Source organism: Mycobacterium fragae (assembly GCF_002102185.1).
Taxonomy (GTDB): Bacteria; Actinomycetota; Actinomycetes; order Mycobacteriales; family Mycobacteriaceae; genus Mycobacterium; species Mycobacterium fragae.
The window spans coordinates 79,458-95,994 of record NZ_LQOW01000006.1; the positions used below are offsets into that span (position 1 = coordinate 79,458).

Sequence of the window (16,537 nt, forward strand, 5' to 3'; positions counted from 1 at the left end):
GATGGCCGGTCAGATCGGACAACCAGCGGCGCGCAGCGCACGCTGGGTACGCGCGACGACGACGCCGGGCCGATATCGCAGCAAGTCGGCGCTGACGCGGACGATCGTCCAGCCGCGGGCCTCGAGGTCGGCCAGTCGATCGATGTCCCGCGTCCGTTGTGCGGCATCGGTCCAGTGCTGGGCCCCGTCGAATTCCACACCGACCTGCCATTCATCCCAACCCATATCGATGCGCGCCAACACCGCGCCCCACTCGTTGCGCACCTCGATCTGAGTCCGCGGTCGCGGTAGCCCGCCCGCGACCAGGGCCAGCCGGGTCCGCGTCTCGTAGGGCGACTCCGCGCCGCCGTCGACCATCGGCAGCACCCGTCGCAATTGCACCAGCCCGCGAGCACCCCGGTGGCGGTCGGCCAAGACTTCCACGTCGGCCACCTTGAGCTCGGTGGCATTCGCCAGCGCATCGAGGCGAATCACCGCGTTGATCAACCCTTTTCGCCGACCGAGGTCGAACGCGGTCCGCGCCGCGGTCGTCATGCGGATACCGTCGCGCACACAGACCTCGTCGTCCCACAGCGTGTCACTATGCAGGATGATGCCTGCGGTCTTGTCGCGGCTACGCCGGTTGAGCTCGGCCGGCAACCACTGGTCGATCCACGCCGAGCGGTGAAGGGCCGCGGCGGACAAACCCGCAACCGTTGCGGCCCGCCCCGCCCAGAGCCAAGCGGCAACCGCGCGGGTTACCGGCGTGAGCTTCTGTCCGCGTGGGACGTACACGTTGCGATGGACGATTTCGAACTCGGTGCGCAATCGGTGCGGTGTGACAATTCCGGCTGCCAACGCTTCCGTTCCCCTGAACGGCCAATCCAGTCTTTCCATGCGCATACGGTGCCGTCGGGCACCGACACGTCCGGTTCAACGTCGACTTCTTGTGCACAAATGCGTGATCCCGGCCCAACAACTCGACGCTCGGCGCTAGTGGGCGCTAGTGGATAAGGCGGATCGACCATTCCGCGTGGGGGACATCGCGCAATTCGCCGGCCTCGTCGATGACCAGGGTCATCAACTGCACGGCAATTCCGTTCAGCTGGCCCCGCCGCGGGTCGACGGTCGGGATGGTGACCGCCAGCCGACGGCCGGGGCGAAAGTCGGTGACCGTGGTATCGGCTGGATTTTCGTACACCCGCAGCAGCCGCCAGGGTGCCCGCCCAATCGCCGTCGGTACCGAAAGCTGCACTGGATCACGGGCATTCACCGGCAACTCACCCTGCGTCAACGGGGTTTGGCAATCGCGAGGATCGAGCACCTTGCAGTAGCGGTAGGGCCCTACCCGGGTCAAGTGGCCGTGGGAATACGCGCTGATCTCAGGTTGACGCGGACCATGCCGGCGGGCGACCAGCCATGCTCCGTACCCAGCGCCGGCCGACGCCAGTAGTACGAGTGCCAGCAGAGCGGCAACTCGCGGTTTCACTCCCACGGCACCGCCGCGGCGTCGCGGGCGTCCGGCCCACGCTCCTGCTTGACCATCACCGGCCGGTTGCCCCCGAAGCCGGGAATCAGCGAGTCACCGCGGAAGCTGACAACCGTCTGCGCCAGGCCCGGGATCAGCAAGGCGCAGACCACGCTGAAGCCAACCCAAAGATCGGTGTAGACCAGCACGCCCAGCGCACCGCCGAGGACCCAGGCAAGCTGAAGGGTCGACTCCGAACGCCCGAACGCCGATGCGCGCGACTCTTCGGGCAGGTCGTCCTGCAGCGACGCGTCCAGCGACGCCTTGGCGATCGCACTCGCTCCCGAGGTGATCAACGTCGCGATGGCGGCCACCACCAGATCGCCCGCCACCGCCGCCGCGAGCGCAGCTGCGGTAACCGCCACGGTGCACCGCAGCACCAGCACCGCGGGCCTGCCCAACCGCAGCCGTGCGCTGGCGAAGTTGCCGGCCAAGTTGCCGATGGTGGCCGCCGCGCCGATCAATCCCAGCATGCCCAGCTGTACCCAACCACTGGCGTCATGGGCCTTGGCGACGAAGGCCGGATACAAGAACAGGAAACCGACCATGACCTTGATGGTGCAGTTGCCCCACAGCGCGGTGATGCTGTTGCGGCCCAACGGTTGTCGGAGCGCTCGCAGCGGGTCACTGGGCCGGCGATAGCTCAACGTGGCGGGAACCTCGCCGGCGGTCACTTCGACCCAGCGTGGAATCCGCATCGACAGCGCGGCACCGGCGACCGTGACCCCAACGATGACGAACAGCGCGCCGGGCAGCTGGAACAAGTGAGTGAAGACGAACTCGATTCCACTCGCGATGCCGCCGCCGACGATGGTGCCGCCCAACAGACCGAACATGGTCAGCCGGGAGTTGACTCGAACCAGGTCGATCGTCGGCGGCATCACCCGCGGTGTCACCGCGCTGCGCAGCACGCTGAACGATTTCGACAGCACCATCATGGCCAGCGCCGACGGATACAACACCCATGACGTATAGCTGCCGCTGGCGCCGTCGTAGTTGGCAATCAGCAACACCGCCAACCCGGTTCGCAGTATGAACGACAGCGCCAGCGCAACCCGCCGGCCGTGCTGCAGCCGGTCCAGTGCCGGACCGATCAGCGGCGCGATCACCGCGAACGGCGCGATCGTGATCAGCAGATACAGCGCGACCCTGTCCTTGCTTTCCCCGGTGGCCGCGGCGAAGAACAGCGTATTGGCCAGTGCGACAGCCATCGCCGCATCGACTGCGAAATTCGCCACCACCGGCCACGTCAGCGCCGTCAGCCCGGACTTGTCGGCGCCATCGGCGGTGGCGGCTCGCTGCACCAGCCAATACATCCGCGACCCCATCTCGCGGCTGCGCTGCGCTGCGGCGCGGGTGACCGTGACCCGATCATTGCCCGCGGCACGCGGCGGCGGCTCATCGCGACGGGTGGCCTGCGGCTCGTGGTGCAGCGGCGGAAGGTACCGGTTGGCGCTGGGCATTGGCGGGGGGCGGCGCGGCCGGCGATAACCCGAGTCGTCGGCGGGATAGTTGGCCATGCCGGGGTGCTCGGTCGGGTGATCGCGCCGCCGTCCAGACACGTACCAATTCTCACCCATCCCGAACTGATCGGGCGCACAAGCGACCGGTGTGGCTGGTCACCGCGGCCCTGCGGCAGTATGGAAGGCATATGGAGACAGCGGAGAACGTGACCGGTACCACCGAGTGGGCGGAGGGCTTGGCGCCGATCCTCACCGGTGCGGTCGAGCAGGCGCGGGCGGCCATCGTCGAGTTCAGCGGCGCGGACACCGTCGGCGACTACCTCGGCGTCGGCTACGAAGATCCGACCGCCGCCACGCACCGCTTCCTGGCTCATCTGCCCGGTTATCAGGGCTGGCAATGGGCCGTGGTGGTGGCCGCCTATCCGGGGGCGGACCACGCCACGGTCAGCGAGGTGGTACTGGTGCCGGGGCCGACGGCGTTGCTGGCGCCGGAATGGGTGCCGTGGGATCAGCGGCTGCGGCCCGGCGACCTGGGACCCGGGGACCTGCTCGCGCCGCTGCCCGACGACCCCCGGCTGGTGCCCGGCTTCATGGCCAGTGGAGACCCGCAGGTCGACGAGACGGCCACCGAAGTCGGCCTGGGACGGCGCCGGGTGATGAGCCCGTTGGGCCGCGCGCAGGCCGCCCAGCGGTGGCACGACGGCGATTACGGTCCCGGCGCGCCCATGGCGCAGTCCACCAAACGGGTGTGCCGTGACTGCGGTTTCTATCTGCCGCTGGCAGGGTCGTTGGGCGCGATGTTCGGGGTGTGCGGCAACGAGCTTTCCGCCGACGGGCACGTCGTCGACCACGAATACGGCTGCGGTGCGCACTCGGACACACCGCCTCCTGCGGGCAGCGGCTCCCCGATGTACGACCCCTACGACGATGGAGTCCTCGACCTCAGCGAGACGCCCACCGACGCCGGCTAGCTGTTCTCGGCGGCGGCTTTGATCTTGGCCAGCGATGCGTTCATTCCGTCAAGGAGTTCACGCTCGAAGCTCTCCTCGCCACCCAACAGCGCGTTGACCGTCATGGTCGACATCGGCTTGACGCCGTTCTCGGCGTGCCGACTTTCGATCACCCGGGTGCCCTCGGGAATCGGCTGCAGTTCGTAACTCCACACGGTGCCGTTGGCGTTGACGCGGAACGCCAGCTTCTGGTCCGGAATCACCTCGGTGACGGTGCATGTCGTCGGCCAGAACAGATTCTTGCGGCGGTTCAGATTGAGCGTGCGGGTGCCCTGGCGGACCGGACCAAGCGGCTGCATCCGCCGACATTGCGGGCTCCACTGCGGCATTCTCCGCAGATCAGATATCAGGGCCCACACCTTCGACGCTGGTGCCTTGATATCGATTTGAGTTTGCAAAAGAGGCGCTGCCATCGACCCATACCTCCTAGCGGGAGCCATCAGTATTGCGTTGTGAGTTGAATCCGGTTTGCGCGCCGCGTGCGCCGCGGCGGGCTGCGTCACGCTGCCACAGGAAGATACCTGTGCCCAGAAGTCCGACGCCCAGCCCCGCCACGGTGACCGGTCGCCACGTGTCGAGGGCCGGAATCAGGAACGCGGCCACGGCGGCAACCAGCCAGACCACTGCACCGGCGCCAATGACCGGCCAAACCTCGAGTAGTCCCGCAGGCAGCTGCGGCGGTTCGGGACTCTTGCCAGGCTCGACGGACATCGACCTCAACATAGCGTGCTCGGTGATTCATCGTTGACGACAGGACGTTCTGTCGTAACGTTCGCGCTGTGACCGAGGGCGATACCCGGCTGGCCAGTGATCTGTCGTTGGCGGTGATGCGGCTGGCCCGGCAGTTGCGATTTCGGCGCCCGCAGTCCCCGGTGTCGTTGTCCCAGCTGTCGGCACTGGCGACGCTGGAGAAAGAAGGTCCGATGACCCCGGGCGCGCTGGCCGTCAGGGAACGCGTTCGCCCGCCGTCGATGACACGAGTCATCGCCTCGCTGGCCGAATTGGGTTTTGTCGACCGTGTCGCTCACCCCGACGACGGACGCCAGGTGCTGGTTTCAGTATCCGATTCCGGCGCCGAACTGATGGAGGCCGAACGCCGGGCCAGCCAGGAATGGCTCGCGCAGCGGCTCGAATGCCTGGGCGCCGGCGAGCGCGACACGCTGCGTGAGGCCGCCGATCTGATGTTGGCCCTCGTCGACGAAAGCCCTTGACCACCGACGGCTTTGACGGGATCGTCGTCTGCGATATCAGCAATCCCGACGACCCGCGCCTGGACAACTTCCGGGATCTGAACAGCATCGACCGTCGGCCCGACCTGCCGACCGGCAAGGGGCTGGTGATCGCCGAGGGTGTGCTCGTGGTGCAGCGGATGCTGGTATCGCGGTTTGCGCCATTGGCCTTCCTGGGCACCGACCGAAGGCTCGACGAGCTCAAGGCAGATCTGGCCGGCTGCCCCGCCCCGTACTATCGGGTGTCCGCCGAGGTGATGGCTCGGGTGGTCGGATTTCACCTCAACCGCGGGGTGCTGGCCGCCGCCCGTCGCGTGCCGGAGCCCAGCGTCGCGGAAGTGATCGACGACGCTCGCACCGTGGTGGTGTTGGAGGGGGTCAACGACCACGAGAACCTCGGCGCGATCTTCCGAAACGCCGCCGGACTCAACGTCGACGCGGTGGTGTTCGGCAGTGGATGCGCTGACCCGCTTTACCGCCGCGCGGTGCGGGTTTCCATGGGACATGCGTTGCTGGTGCCATTTGCTCGGGCGACGAAGTGGCCGGCGGAGCTTGATACGTTGCGGCAGAGAGGGTTTCGGCTGTTGGCGCTGACCCCCAGCGCCGATGCCGAAGAGCTGTCCGCGGCGATGGCGGCGGTGCATGACGAACGGGTCGCGGTTTTGGTGGGCGCCGAGGGGCCCGGGCTGAGCCGCGCCGCGCTGCGTGCGAGCGACCTTCAGGTGCGCATTCCGATGTCACGCGGCACCGACTCTCTCAACGTGGCCACGGCAGCGGCGCTGGCGTTCTACGAGCGCGCTAGGCTCGGCCCGTGACCCGCGCCGGCGACGATGCAGTGGGGTCCCCGCGAAGCTGGGGACGAAGCGATGAGGAGGAGCGGCGCCATGACCGACGAATCCACGCCCTGGGCAACGGGTTTGACGGTGGCTGGATTTGTCGCCGCCGTGACCGGTGTCGCCGTGGTGGTGCTGAGCCTCGGGCTGGTCCGCGTGCATCCACTATTGGCGGTCGGGCTCAACGTCGTCGCTGCCGGAGGATTGGCGCCGACGTTGTGGGGGTGGCGGAATACACCGGTGTTGCGGTGGCTAGTGCTGGGCGCCGGAGTCGGCGTGGCGGCGGCCTGGCTGACCCTGATCACCCTGGCGGCATCCGCGTAGCGCCTAGCGCTGTCCTCCGGAGCGCACCCCGAGCAACACGTCCTCCCATGCTGGCACCGGGGGCTTGCCGCGGCGGCTGCGGGTCGGCTCGCGGGGAGGTTCGACCACCGTGCTTTCCGCCGGCACAAGCTCAGGCTCGTCGAAGTCGAGCTGCGCAACCGGGGCAACCGGCCGCAGCGGGCGGTCGAAGTCGGGGTCAATCAACTCACTGGCCGCGTCATCGACGGCGGTGACCGTCCCACCGTGAGCCCCGGGGGCGAAGCGGAAATGCGCGAGGTTGTCCGAACGCCCGGCCTTCCAGCCCAGCTGCACCGTCCAGCGTCCGTCCTCGTTGCGCCATGCGTCCCACGTCGTGTTGTCAGGGTTGAGGCCACGCGCCAGCAGGGCGGACGTGACGGTCTCCAGCAGCGTCAGCACTGCGGGCCCGTCGGCGAGGACCGGATGTGCGGCGGTTGCCAGCTCGGCTGCCCGTGAGCGTTCCAGCAGCACCGGGTGTGCGAACCGCAGAATCCGTTCGATGTCCACACCGGCGCTCTCGGCAACCTGCTCGACGGAGGCGCCGGCGCGGATTCGAGCCTGAATTTCCTTGGGGCGCAGCATGCTGGGCGCCTCGGTTTCAATGTGGATTTGATCCACCCTCGCCCCGTCGCCGCGGACGGCAGCCCGCAGCCGTTCGTCGACACGGAGCTTGAACCTGTCGGCCGGGTCGTCAGTTTCGAGAATCAGGTGTTTGCCATCGACGTCGAGTCCGACGACCTTGAGCTCCCGCATACCGACCTCCTCCGGGCCTACTGCACAGGACCCGATTGGTGCGCACTCTAGTGCAGCGAACGGCCACAACAGCGCTGACACGCTGGTCGAGCTAGAGCCTTTCGACCACCCAGTCGATGCATTCGATGAGCGCGCTGACGTCGTCGGGTTCGACCGCCGGGAACATCGCGACCCGCAACTGGTTGCGTCCGAGTTTGCGGTACGGCTCGGTGTCGACGATGCCGTTGGCGCGCAGCACCTTGGCGACCGCCGCGGCATCCACGTCGTCGCTGAAGTCGACGGTGCCCACTACCTGAGAGCGCAGCCGGGGGTCGGCGACGAACGGCGTCGTGTACGGCCGCGACTCTGCCCAGGCGTACAACCGCTGCGAGGAGTCCGCCGTGCGCTTGACCGCCCAGTCCAGCCCGCCGTTGCCCAAGAGCCAATCGAGCTGTTCGGCCAACAGCACCAAGGTTCCGATCGCCGGCGTGTTGTAGGTCTGGTTCTTGAGGCTGTTCTCCACGGCGATCGGCAGCGACAAGAAGTCGGGAACCCAGCGCCCGGATGCGGCGATGGCCTCGATCCGGTCCAGCGCCGCCGGGCTCAGGATCGCCAGCCACAGCCCGCCGTCACTGGCGAAGTTCTTCTGCGGGGCGAAGTAGTAGGCGTCGGTCTCGGTGATCTCGACCGGCAGTCCCCCGGCGCCGGAGGTGGCGTCGATGACGATCAGTGCATCGCCCGAGCCGGCGGGCCGTTGTACCGGAACCGCGACCCCGGTCGACGTCTCATTGTGTGCCCAGGCGATGACGTCGACGGACGGGTCGCTCTGCGGCTCGGGTGCGCTCCCGGGATCGGACTTGATGATGATCGGCTCGCCGATGAACGGATTCTTGGTGACGGCCGCGGCGAACTTCGAGCTGAACTCGCCATAGCTCAGGTGCAACGACCGCTTGTCGATCAGCCCGAACGCCGCCGCGTCCCAGAACGCGGTCGCCCCGCCGTTGCCCAGCACCACTTCGTAGCCGTCGGGCACCGAGAAGAAGTCGCGCAGCCCGCTGCGCACCCGCCCGACCAGGTCTTTGACCGGCGCCTGGCGGTGCGACGTGCCGAAAAGCGCTGCGGCGCTGGTCGAGAGGGCTTGCAATTGTTCATGTCGAACCTTGGAGGGCCCCGATCCGAAGCGGCCGTCGCCAGGTTTGATGCCGTCAGGGATCGTGAGTGCGTCAGCCATGATCACCAGGCTAGTGACCGCCGCGGTGTGACCTGGAACACACAACCCGGGCGGCCGGCGGCTGGACCACAGCGGTTCGACAGCTCTAGAAAGTTTGCGATACCTGCGGTACTGTGTTGGACACAACACGCCCAAATGTAAACCTCATCAGGAGGCCGGGAATGGCCCAGGCGGGAACTGCCAACAAAGAGCCTCGGACGAAGATGGTGCGGCGTTGGCGCCGCAACATGGATGTCCAGGACGACCAGCAGTACGTGGACATGCTCACCACACTGTCCGAGGGGTCGGTGCGGCGCAATTTCAACCCGTACACGGACATCGACTGGAAGTCACCGGAGTTCGCGGTCACCGAGAACGATCCGCGCTGGAAACTCCCGGCCACCGATCCGCTGGGCCGCCACCCCTGGTACCAGGCGCAGTCCGAGGAACGTCAGATCAAGATCGGCATGTGGCGTCAGGCGAACGTGGCCAAGGTCGGCCTGCACTTCGAGTCGATCCTCATCCGCGGCCTGATGGAGTACGCGTTCTGGGTGCCCAACGGCTCACCGGAATACCGCTACTGCCTGCACGAGGCGGTCGAAGAGTGCAACCACACCATGATGTTTCAGGAGATGGTGAACCACATCGGTGCCGACGTGCCAGGCATGCCGCGGCTGCTGAAGTGGGTCCAGCCGTTGATTCCGCTGGTTGCCGGGCCGCTGCCGATCCCGTTCTGGTTCGGCATCCTGGCCGGGGAGGAGCCCATCGACCACACCCAGAAAAACGTGCTGCGCGAAGGCAAGGAGCTGCACCCGATCATGGAGCGGGTGATGGCCATCCACGTGGCCGAGGAGGCTCGCCACATCTCGTTCGCGCATGAGTACCTGCGCAAGCGTGTTCCGAATCTGCCGCGCCGCAAGCGGTTTTGGCTCTCGCTGTTCGTCCCGGTGACCATGCGGATTCTCTGCTCGGCCATCGTGGTGCCGCCGAAGGCCTTCTGGCAAGAGTTCGACATCCCGCGCGATGTGCGCAAGGAAGTGTTCTTCGGCTCGCCCGAGTCCCGGCAGATGCTGCGCGACATGTTCGGCGACGTGCGGATGCTCTGCCACGACACCGGCCTGATGAATCCGGTGGCAAGGATCATCTGGCGGATCTGCAAGATCAACGGCAAGCCGTCGCGCTACCGCAGCGAACCACAGCGCCAGCGTCTGACCGCGGTCGCCTAGAGGTTCTATGCCGCACGTTATTACCCAGTCGTGCTGCAACGACGGGTCCTGTGTCTTCGCTTGCCCGGTGAACTGCATTCACCCAACGCCGGACGAGCCGGGCTTCGCCACGTCCGAGATGCTCTACATCGACCCGGTGGCGTGTGTGGACTGCGGTGCCTGCGTCAGCGCCTGCCCGGTTGGCGCGATCGCGCCCGACCGCAAGCTGGATGCCAAACAGTTGCCGTTCGTCGAGATCAACGCGTCGTTCTATCCGGAGCGGCCCGCCGGCGTCAAGCTGCCGCCGACCTCGAAGCTGGCCCCCGTGATCCCCGCCGCGCCGGTGCATGCACGGCGGCATCCATTGACCGTCGCGATCGTCGGCTCGGGACCGGCGGCGATGTATGCCGCCGACGAGTTGCTCACCCAGCCCGGCGTGCGGGTCAACATGTTCGAAAAGCTGCCGACGCCGTACGGTTTGGTGCGCGCGGGGGTGGCGCCCGATCACCAAACCACCAAGCGGGTCACCTGGCTCTTCGACCGGGTCGCAGACCGTCATGGCTTCCAGTTCTTTCTCAACGTCGAGGTCGGCAAGCATCTGAGCCACGCCGATCTGCTCGCGCATCACCACGCGGTGATCTATGCCGTCGGAGCGCCGAACGATCGCCGGCTGGAGATCGACGGCGTGGACCTGCCGGGCAGCGGGACCGCCACCGAGTTGGTGGCCTGGATCAACGGACACCCCGACTTCACCGATCTGCCCGTCGATCTGGGCCATGAGCGGGTGGTGATCATCGGCAACGGCAACGTCGCGTTCGATGTGGCTCGCGTGCTTACTGCCGACCCCGACGAGCTGGCCCGCACCGACATCTCGGATCACGCGTTGGCGGTGCTGCGGGCATCGCGGGTGCAGGAAGTGGTGATCGCCGCCCGGCGGGGTCCGGCAGACTCGGCGTTTACCCTGCCCGAGTTGATTGGCCTGACCACGGCGGCTGACGTGGTGCTCGACGCGGAAGACCACGAGCTGGTGCGCCGCGACCTGGCGGTCGCCACCGATGCGTTGACCCGGCAGAAGCTGGAAATCCTCAGCAAACTCGGGCAAGCCTCGGTTCCGGCGCGACGACCACGCATTCGGCTGGCCTACCGGCTGACCCCCAACCGCCTCCTCGGCCAAGACCGTGTCAGCGGGATCGAGTTCATCGTCACCGGGACCGAAGAGAAGCGTCAGCTCGAGGCAGGGCTCGTGCTGAGTTCAATCGGCTACCGCGGCAAGCGGATTGCCGACTTGCCGTTCGACGAGGCCGCCGCGGTTGTCCCCAATGACCATGGCCGGGTCGTCGACCCGGACACCGGGCGACCAGTTCCCGGCGCCTATGTCGCGGGCTGGATCAAGCGTGGACCGACCGGGTTCATCGGCACCAACAAGTCCTGCTCACTGCAAACCGTGCAGAAGCTGGTCGCCGACTTCAACGACGGACTGCTGACCGATCCGGTCGCCGGGCCGCGTGCGCTGGCCAGGCTGGTACACGCCCGCCAGCCCGACGTCGTCGACGCCGCGGGCTGGAAGGCCATCGACGCCGCCGAGATCGCGCGGGGCAGCGCGGGCGATCGGCCCCGCGACAAGTTCACCGCCGTCGAGGACATGCTGGCGGTCGCGGCGGCCGCGCCGGCACCGCCGCTGCGGCGCCGGCTGGCCGATCGGCTACGTCACCTGGTTTAGGACTGCTGGGCCATCGCCGCGGCGATTTCGTCCATGCTGACCTCGCGCACCGGCTGCCCCAGCGACCAACGGTGGCCGAACGGATCCTCGACCATGCCGTAACGGTCGCCCCAGAACTGGTCCTCCAGCGGCATCACCACGGTGGCGCCGGCGTCCAGCGCGCGCTGGAACTTGGCGTCGACGTCGGTGACGGTCAGGTGGATGGTGACTGGAGTCCCGCCAAGTGATTTCGGGGTCATCGACTTTCCGCCGCTCATCTCCGGGAAGTCGTCGTTGAGCATCAGCAAAAAGCCGTTGACGCGCAGCGCGGCGTGGATCAGCTTGCCGTCAGGACGGGGCACGCGGCCCAATTCTTCCGCGCCAAAGGCCTTGACGTAGAAGTCGATCGCCGCAGCGGCGTTGTCGACGACGAGGTGCGGGGACAGTGCAGGTTCAACAGCGATCGCCATGTTGGCCTCCTAGGTCGTGGGTGTAGTACCGGTATAGACCACGGGGCCGACACAAATTCATCGCCGCGAGGCGATCACGCCCGTGTGGACCTGATCCCAGCCCTCGACAGACTCCGGGCTGCGCGGCTCGGGGCCGACATAGATGGCCGACGGGCGCACCAGCTTGCCCAGCTTCTTCTGCTCGAGAATGTGGGCGCACCATCCCGCTGTGCGCCCACACGTGAACATCGCCGGCATCATGTTGGCCGGCACCCGGGCGAAGTCCAGGATCACCGCGGCCCAGAACTCGACGTTGGTCTCGATCGCCCGGTCCGGGCGGCGCTCCCGCAGTTCGGACAGCGCGGCCTGCTCGACCGCGACCGCCACCTCGTAGCGCGGCGCTCCCAACCGCTTGGCGGTCGCCCGCAATACCCGGGCCCGAGGATCCTCGGCCCGGTACACTCGGTGTCCGAAGCCCATCAGCTTGTCGCCCCGATCCAGGATTCCCTTGACCAGACCGCGGGCGTCGTCGGTGCGCTCGACCTCTTCGAGCATGGGCAACACCCGCGCCGGCGCACCGCCGTGCAGCGGACCGCTCATCGCCCCGATCGCTCCCGATAGCGCGGCGGCGACATCGGCGCCCGTCGACGCGATCACCCGCGCGGTGAACGTCGAGGCGTTCATCCCGTGCTCGGCGGCCGACACCCAGTACGCATCGACGGCTTCGATATGGCGTGGATCCGGTTCGCCCTGCCACCGCGTCATGAAACGCGCTGTGACAGTAGGACATTCGTCGATAATCCGCTGGGGCACCGCGGGCTGATAGATACCACGCGCCGACTGCGCAACATAGGACAATGCCATCACCGACGCCCGGGCCAGCTGCTCGCGGGCGGTCGCGTCGTCGATGTCGAGCAGCGGCTGGTATCCCCAGATCGGGGCCAACATCGCCAGCCCGGCCTGCACGTCGACCCGTACATCGCCGCTGTGAATCGGCAGCGGAAACGGCTCGGCCGGCGGCAGCCCATGGCCGAACTTGCCATCCACCAGCAGCGCCCAGGCATCGCCGAAGGTGACCTGCCGGCTCACCAGATCCTCGATGTCGACCCCGCGGTAGCGCAGCGCGCCGCCGTCCTTGTCCGGCTCGGCGATCTCGGTGGTAAACGCCACCACGCCCTCGAGGCCGGCGACGAAATTCTCCGGGATGACAGTCATAGGGGAATTCTCGCACGCCAATGCGCGCCGCTCGCTACCGGTCGGTAACCAGCATGAGGCCGTTCAGAGTAGCGTTGGCTCGATGGCAAGACCGGACGACGAGCACCTGGCGGCTATGCGGGTGGAGTACGGCTCCGTCGAGAAGGACGGTAGCCCGGACCTCGATGTCGACTGGCTCGCCGACGGCTGGCTTGCATTGTTACGCAAGTGGATTCACGACGCGGAAACTGCGGGCATCGCCGAGCCCAACGCCTTTGTACTGGCCACCGTCGAGTCGGGAAGGCCGGTCAGCCGATCGGTGCTGTGCAAGGGCGTCGATGAGACCGGAATCACTTTCTACACCAACTACGACTCGGCGAAGGGCGAGGAGCTCGCCGCTTCGCCGTACGCCTCGGCGACCTTTCCGTGGTATCTGCTCGGCCGGCAGTTTCACATCCGAGGGCCGGTGACCAAGGTCGATCCGCAGGAGACCCAGCACTACTGGTCGATGCGGCCACGCGGCTCACAGCTCGGGGCGTGGGCGTCACATCAGTCCCGGCCGATCGCCTCGCGCGCGGCGCTGCTCGACCAGCTCGCCGAGGTGACCGCGCGCTTCGCCGACGTCGAACACATCCCGGTCCCGCCGAACTGGGGCGGCTACCGCATCGCGCCCGAAGTCGTCGAGTTCTGGCAAGGTCGGGAGAATCGGGTCCACAACCGGATTCGCGTCATCGGCGAGCGGGTCGAACGTTTGCAGCCGTGAACAAAGCCCCCGCGCAGGCACGTCGCCGCGATAACGACTACCTTCAGCTATACGCAACCTTGTAGGACCAGCACCAACCGAAGATCGCAAAGGGGTTCCCGTGGCCGCAACCGACGACACCGCCACTCTCAAGTACCCGGGTGGTGAGTTGGACCTGGATATCGTCCACGCCAGCGAGGGGGCCGACGGCATTGCGCTCGGCTCGTTGCTGGCCAAGACCGGATACACCACCTTCGACCTTGGCTACGTCAACACCGCGTCCACCAAGAGCGCCATCACCTATATCGACGGCGAAGCCGGGATCCTGCGCTATCGCGGCTACCCGATCGAGCAGCTCGCCGAGAAATCGACGTTCCTTGAAGTCAGTTATCTGCTGATCTACGGCGAGCTGCCGAGCAAAGAGCAGCTGGCCGACTTCACCAGCCGAATCCAGCGGCACACCATGCTCCACGAGGACCTGAAGCGCTTCTTCGACGGTTTCCCCCGCAACACCCACCCGATGCCGGTGCTGTCCAGCGTCGTCAACGCACTTTCGGCCTACTACCAGGATTCGTTGGACCCGATGGACAACGACCAGGTCGAACTGTCCACGATCCGCCTACTCGCCAAACTGCCGACCATTGCCGCCTACGCCTACAAGAAGTCGGTCGGTCAGCCCTTCCTCTACCCCGACAACACGCTGACCCTGGTGGAGAACTTCCTGCGGATGACGTTCGGCCTGCCCGCCGAGCCCTACCAGGCGGACCCCGAGATCGTTCGCGCGCTGGACATGCTGTTCATCCTGCACGCCGACCACGAGCAGAATTGTTCGACGTCGACGGTGCGACTGGTGGGTTCGTCCCGGGCCAACCTGTTCACCTCGATCTCCGGCGGCATCAACGCATTGTGGGGTCCGCTGCACGGCGGCGCCAACCAGGCGGTGCTGGAGATGCTCGAGCAGATCCGCGAAAGCGACGACGACGTCGGCGAGTTCGTCCGAAAGGTCAAGAACCGCGAAGAGGGCGTCAAGCTGATGGGCTTCGGTCACCGCGTTTACAAGAATTACGACCCGCGGGCCCGCATCGTCAAGGAGCAGGCCGACAAGATTCTCGGCAAGCTGGGCGGTGACGACGACCTGCTGAAGATCGCCAAGGAACTGGAAGAGGCCGCGCTGACCGACGACTACTTCGTCGAGCGCAAGCTGTACCCGAACGTCGACTTCTATACCGGGCTCATCTATCGGGCGCTGGGCTTCCCGACGCGGATGTTCACCGTGCTGTTCGCGCTTGGTCGGCTGCCCGGCTGGATCGCCCATTGGCGTGAGATGCACGACGAAGGCGACAGCAAGATCGGCCGTCCGCGCCAGATCTACACCGGCCACACCGAGCGGAACTACGCCACGATCGACACGCGCTAGTTAGCGCTGGCCAGCACTGCCATCGCGGCGTTGTGACCGCCGATACCCGAGACCGCGCCGCCGCGGCGCGCGCCCGAGCCGCACAGCAGGATCCGCTCGTGCGCGGTGGCGACGCCCCATTGCTGCGCAGGCGTGTCCATCGGATCGTCGTCGTCGGCGAACGGCCAGGACAACCCGCCGTGGAAGATGTTGCCGCCCGTCATCGCCAACTCGTGTTCCAGATCCAGCGTGGTATGGGTCTCAATACACGGACGGCCGTTGGCGTCGGTCAGCAGTACATCTTGAATCGGTTCGGCCAGAACGGAATTCAGTGAAGCCAACGTGGCCGAGGTGAGCTCCTCGCGACTGCCAAGACCATGCGGCGTGTGCAGGCCGAACATCGTCAACGTCTGCGCACCGGATTCGCGTAGGCCGGCCGACAAGATGCTCGGATCGGTCACCGAGTGACAGTAGATTTCGCAGGGCAGCGGATCCGGTAGCGCCCCGGACGCCGCTTGCGAATACGCCGCGTCCAACTGCGACCAGGTTTCGTTGATGTGCATCGTTCCGCTGAACGCCTGCTCCGGTGCGACGGTGTCGTCGCGCAACCGCGGCAAACGGCGCAACAGCATGTTGACCTTGACCTGCGCCCCCTGAGCCGATGCGGGCTTGGGCTCACCCAGGAGCTCGGCCAAAACCGAAGGCGTGACGCCGGCCAGCACGAACCGACCGTGGACTGTGAATTCGTCGTCGCGGTGGCGGTATCGAACCTCGCCGTTCGGATCGACAGCGAAAACGTCTGCGCCCGTAGTGATTTCGGCGCCGTGCTCAACCGCAGCCGCGGCCAGCGCCGCCGTCACCGAACCCATGCCGCCGACCGGGACATTCCATTCGCCGCCGAGCAGGTGATAGAGGAAGCAGACGTTTTGCCGCAGCGATGTGTCGTCGACGCGGGCGAAGGTGCCGATCAAGGCGTCGGTGGCGATGATGCCGCGGGTCAGTTCGTCGCCGACGGCCTCGGCGATCGCGTGGCCGATCGGCTGCTCGACCATATCCAGCCACGCGGCGCCGGCATCGGGATCGCCGCCATCGGCGACGTGTCGGCGGGCCTGCTCGCGGGTGCGAAGCGGCTCCAACAGCGTCGGCCAGAGCCGTTCGGTCACCAGTCGGCAGCGCCGGTAGAGCGTGTGTGCAGAGGCGTCATCGTGACCGATCAACAGTCCGGTCCGGCCCGCCGTCGCGGGGTCAGGGGTGTACGACGCATACCGGCGGCGCGCCAACCGCACCGAGGCGCCCAGATCGTCGACGATGCGCGGCGGCAGCAGGCTGACCAGGTACGCGTACCGCGACAAGCGGACGTCAATGCCCTCGAAGACTTGCTCCGACACCGCGGCGCCGCCGACACGCGGCAGCCGTTCCAACAGCCGCACCCGCAGCCCCGCGCGGGCCAGGTAGGCCGCCGCGACCAGGCCGTTGTGCCCGCCCCCCACGACGACCACGTCGACGTTCGAGGGGCCGGCAGCCAT

The 16,537-nt window shown here is 66.9% G+C and carries 18 protein-coding genes; 8 read left to right on the forward strand and 10 right to left on the reverse strand.

What is annotated here, in order from left to right:
* Positions 1–9 precede the first annotated feature (9 nt).
* The 3 genes from AWC06_RS04390 to AWC06_RS04400 all read right to left on the reverse strand — a co-directional run bounded on the left by AWC06_RS04390 (position 10) and on the right by AWC06_RS04400 (position 3,087).
* The gene (locus AWC06_RS04390; protein ID WP_085195113.1) at positions 10–876 is read right to left on the reverse strand and encodes a DUF559 domain-containing protein; all 867 of its coding nucleotides are present in this window, start codon (positions 874–876) and stop codon (positions 10–12) included.
* Between the two features lie 106 nt (positions 877–982).
* Positions 983–1,468, reverse strand: a complete 486-nt coding sequence (locus tag AWC06_RS04395; protein ID WP_085194764.1) for a DUF2771 domain-containing protein — start codon at positions 1,466–1,468, stop codon at positions 983–985.
* Positions 1,465–3,087, reverse strand: coding sequence for an MFS transporter (locus AWC06_RS04400; RefSeq protein WP_085194766.1), 1,623 nt, complete (start codon positions 3,085–3,087; stop codon positions 1,465–1,467). The genes AWC06_RS04395 and AWC06_RS04400 overlap by 4 nt, the downstream gene beginning before the upstream one ends.
* A gap of 89 nt (positions 3,088–3,176) precedes the next feature.
* Between AWC06_RS04400 and AWC06_RS04405 the strand changes: the two genes are divergently transcribed.
* Positions 3,177–3,941, forward strand: a complete 765-nt coding sequence (locus AWC06_RS04405) for a DUF3027 domain-containing protein (RefSeq protein ID WP_372458014.1) — start codon at positions 3,177–3,179, stop codon at positions 3,939–3,941.
* Here AWC06_RS04405 and AWC06_RS04410 read toward each other — a convergent pair.
* Together AWC06_RS04410 and AWC06_RS04415 are read right to left on the reverse strand one after the other, a co-directional pair.
* Positions 3,938–4,393 (reverse strand): SRPBCC family protein, encoded by a 456-nt coding sequence (locus tag AWC06_RS04410; RefSeq protein WP_085194768.1) that lies wholly within the window; start codon positions 4,391–4,393, stop codon positions 3,938–3,940. The two genes, AWC06_RS04405 and AWC06_RS04410, sit on opposite strands and share 4 nt — an antisense overlap.
* A 13-nt stretch (positions 4,394–4,406) precedes the next feature.
* Positions 4,407–4,691, reverse strand: coding sequence for a DUF2530 domain-containing protein (locus AWC06_RS04415; RefSeq protein WP_085194770.1), 285 nt, complete (start codon positions 4,689–4,691; stop codon positions 4,407–4,409).
* 116 nt (positions 4,692–4,807) lie between these two features.
* Between AWC06_RS04415 and AWC06_RS04420 the strand changes: the two genes are divergently transcribed.
* From AWC06_RS04420 to AWC06_RS04430, 3 genes are all read left to right on the forward strand, one after another.
* On the forward strand, positions 4,808–5,191 hold the full coding sequence (locus tag AWC06_RS04420; protein WP_264479900.1) for a MarR family transcriptional regulator: 384 nt from the start codon (positions 4,808–4,810) through the stop codon (positions 5,189–5,191).
* Positions 5,188–6,024: a TrmH family RNA methyltransferase gene (locus AWC06_RS04425; protein ID WP_085194774.1), complete on the forward strand. Its 837-nt coding sequence runs from the start codon at positions 5,188–5,190 to the stop codon at positions 6,022–6,024. The genes AWC06_RS04420 and AWC06_RS04425 overlap by 4 nt, the downstream gene beginning before the upstream one ends.
* A 69-nt stretch (positions 6,025–6,093) precedes the next feature.
* On the forward strand, positions 6,094–6,366 hold the full coding sequence (locus AWC06_RS04430; RefSeq protein WP_085194776.1) for a DUF2537 domain-containing protein: 273 nt from the start codon (positions 6,094–6,096) through the stop codon (positions 6,364–6,366).
* Positions 6,367–6,369: 3 nt separating this feature from the next.
* Here the strand turns inward: AWC06_RS04430 and sepH are convergent, their stop codons facing one another.
* The gene (gene sepH, locus AWC06_RS04435) at positions 6,370–7,137 is read right to left on the reverse strand and encodes a septation protein SepH (RefSeq protein ID WP_085194778.1); all 768 of its coding nucleotides are present in this window, start codon (positions 7,135–7,137) and stop codon (positions 6,370–6,372) included.
* A gap of 91 nt (positions 7,138–7,228) precedes the next feature.
* Positions 7,229–8,347: a phosphoserine transaminase gene (serC, locus tag AWC06_RS04440; RefSeq protein ID WP_085195117.1), complete on the reverse strand. Its 1,119-nt coding sequence runs from the start codon at positions 8,345–8,347 to the stop codon at positions 7,229–7,231.
* A 161-nt stretch (positions 8,348–8,508) separates the two neighbouring features.
* Here serC and AWC06_RS04445 point away from each other — a divergent pair, with 161 nt between their 5' ends.
* Both AWC06_RS04445 and AWC06_RS04450 read left to right on the forward strand, forming a co-directional pair.
* A complete protein-coding gene (locus AWC06_RS04445) occupies positions 8,509–9,552 on the forward strand; it encodes an AurF N-oxygenase family protein (protein ID WP_085194780.1) in 1,044 nt (347 codons plus the stop codon).
* A gap of 7 nt (positions 9,553–9,559) precedes the next feature.
* Entirely contained in the window at positions 9,560–11,251 is a 1,692-nt protein-coding gene (locus AWC06_RS04450) for an FAD-dependent oxidoreductase (RefSeq protein ID WP_085194782.1), read from the forward strand.
* On the opposite strand, the gene AWC06_RS04455 is transcribed toward AWC06_RS04450, so the two are convergent.
* Together AWC06_RS04455 and AWC06_RS04460 are read right to left on the reverse strand one after the other, a co-directional pair.
* Positions 11,248–11,700, reverse strand: a complete 453-nt coding sequence (locus AWC06_RS04455; RefSeq protein WP_085194783.1) for a VOC family protein — start codon at positions 11,698–11,700, stop codon at positions 11,248–11,250. The genes AWC06_RS04450 and AWC06_RS04455 overlap by 4 nt on opposite strands.
* A 57-nt stretch (positions 11,701–11,757) precedes the next feature.
* Positions 11,758–12,894: a citrate synthase 2 gene (locus tag AWC06_RS04460; RefSeq protein WP_085194785.1), complete on the reverse strand. Its 1,137-nt coding sequence runs from the start codon at positions 12,892–12,894 to the stop codon at positions 11,758–11,760.
* A gap of 82 nt (positions 12,895–12,976) precedes the next feature.
* Between AWC06_RS04460 and pdxH the strand changes: the two genes are divergently transcribed.
* The gene (gene pdxH, locus AWC06_RS04465; RefSeq protein WP_085194787.1) at positions 12,977–13,636 is read left to right on the forward strand and encodes a pyridoxamine 5'-phosphate oxidase; all 660 of its coding nucleotides are present in this window, start codon (positions 12,977–12,979) and stop codon (positions 13,634–13,636) included.
* Positions 13,637–13,736: 100 nt separating this feature from the next.
* A complete protein-coding gene (locus AWC06_RS04470; RefSeq protein ID WP_085194789.1) occupies positions 13,737–15,032 on the forward strand; it encodes a citrate synthase in 1,296 nt (431 codons plus the stop codon).
* Here AWC06_RS04470 and AWC06_RS04475 read toward each other — a convergent pair.
* Complete coding sequence (locus AWC06_RS04475; protein ID WP_085194791.1) at positions 15,029–16,537, reverse strand: phytoene desaturase family protein; 1,509 nt, start codon at positions 16,535–16,537, stop codon at positions 15,029–15,031. The genes AWC06_RS04470 and AWC06_RS04475 overlap by 4 nt on opposite strands.

Bases quoted from the DNA above. Each gene is read 5' to 3' on its own strand.
- AWC06_RS04415 (WP_085194770.1), bottom strand. From the start codon at position 4,691: ATGTCCGTCGAGCCTGGCAAGAGTCCCGAACCGCCGCAGCTGCCTGCG.
- sepH (WP_085194778.1), bottom strand. From the start codon at position 7,137: ATGCGGGAGCTCAAGGTCGTCGGACTCGACGTCGATGGCAAACACCTG.
- AWC06_RS04455 (WP_085194783.1), bottom strand. From the start codon at position 11,700: ATGGCGATCGCTGTTGAACCTGCACTGTCCCCGCACCTCGTCGTCGAC.
- AWC06_RS04475 (WP_085194791.1), bottom strand. From the start codon at position 16,537: ATGGCTGCCGGCCCCTCGAACGTCGACGTGGTCGTCGTGGGGGGCGGG.
- AWC06_RS04430 (WP_085194776.1), top strand. From the start codon at position 6,094: ATGACCGACGAATCCACGCCCTGGGCAACGGGTTTGACGGTGGCTGGA.
- AWC06_RS04410 (WP_085194768.1), bottom strand. From the start codon at position 4,393: ATGGCAGCGCCTCTTTTGCAAACTCAAATCGATATCAAGGCACCAGCG.
- AWC06_RS04445 (WP_085194780.1), top strand. From the start codon at position 8,509: ATGGCCCAGGCGGGAACTGCCAACAAAGAGCCTCGGACGAAGATGGTG.
- AWC06_RS04390 (WP_085195113.1), bottom strand. From the start codon at position 876: ATGGAAAGACTGGATTGGCCGTTCAGGGGAACGGAAGCGTTGGCAGCC.
- AWC06_RS04450 (WP_085194782.1), top strand. From the start codon at position 9,560: ATGCCGCACGTTATTACCCAGTCGTGCTGCAACGACGGGTCCTGTGTC.
- AWC06_RS04460 (WP_085194785.1), bottom strand. From the start codon at position 12,894: ATGACTGTCATCCCGGAGAATTTCGTCGCCGGCCTCGAGGGCGTGGTG.
- AWC06_RS04400 (WP_085194766.1), bottom strand. From the start codon at position 3,087: ATGGGTGAGAATTGGTACGTGTCTGGACGGCGGCGCGATCACCCGACC.
- AWC06_RS04420 (WP_264479900.1), top strand. From the start codon at position 4,808: ATGCGGCTGGCCCGGCAGTTGCGATTTCGGCGCCCGCAGTCCCCGGTG.
- serC (WP_085195117.1), bottom strand. From the start codon at position 8,347: ATGGCTGACGCACTCACGATCCCTGACGGCATCAAACCTGGCGACGGC.
- pdxH (WP_085194787.1), top strand. From the start codon at position 12,977: ATGGCAAGACCGGACGACGAGCACCTGGCGGCTATGCGGGTGGAGTAC.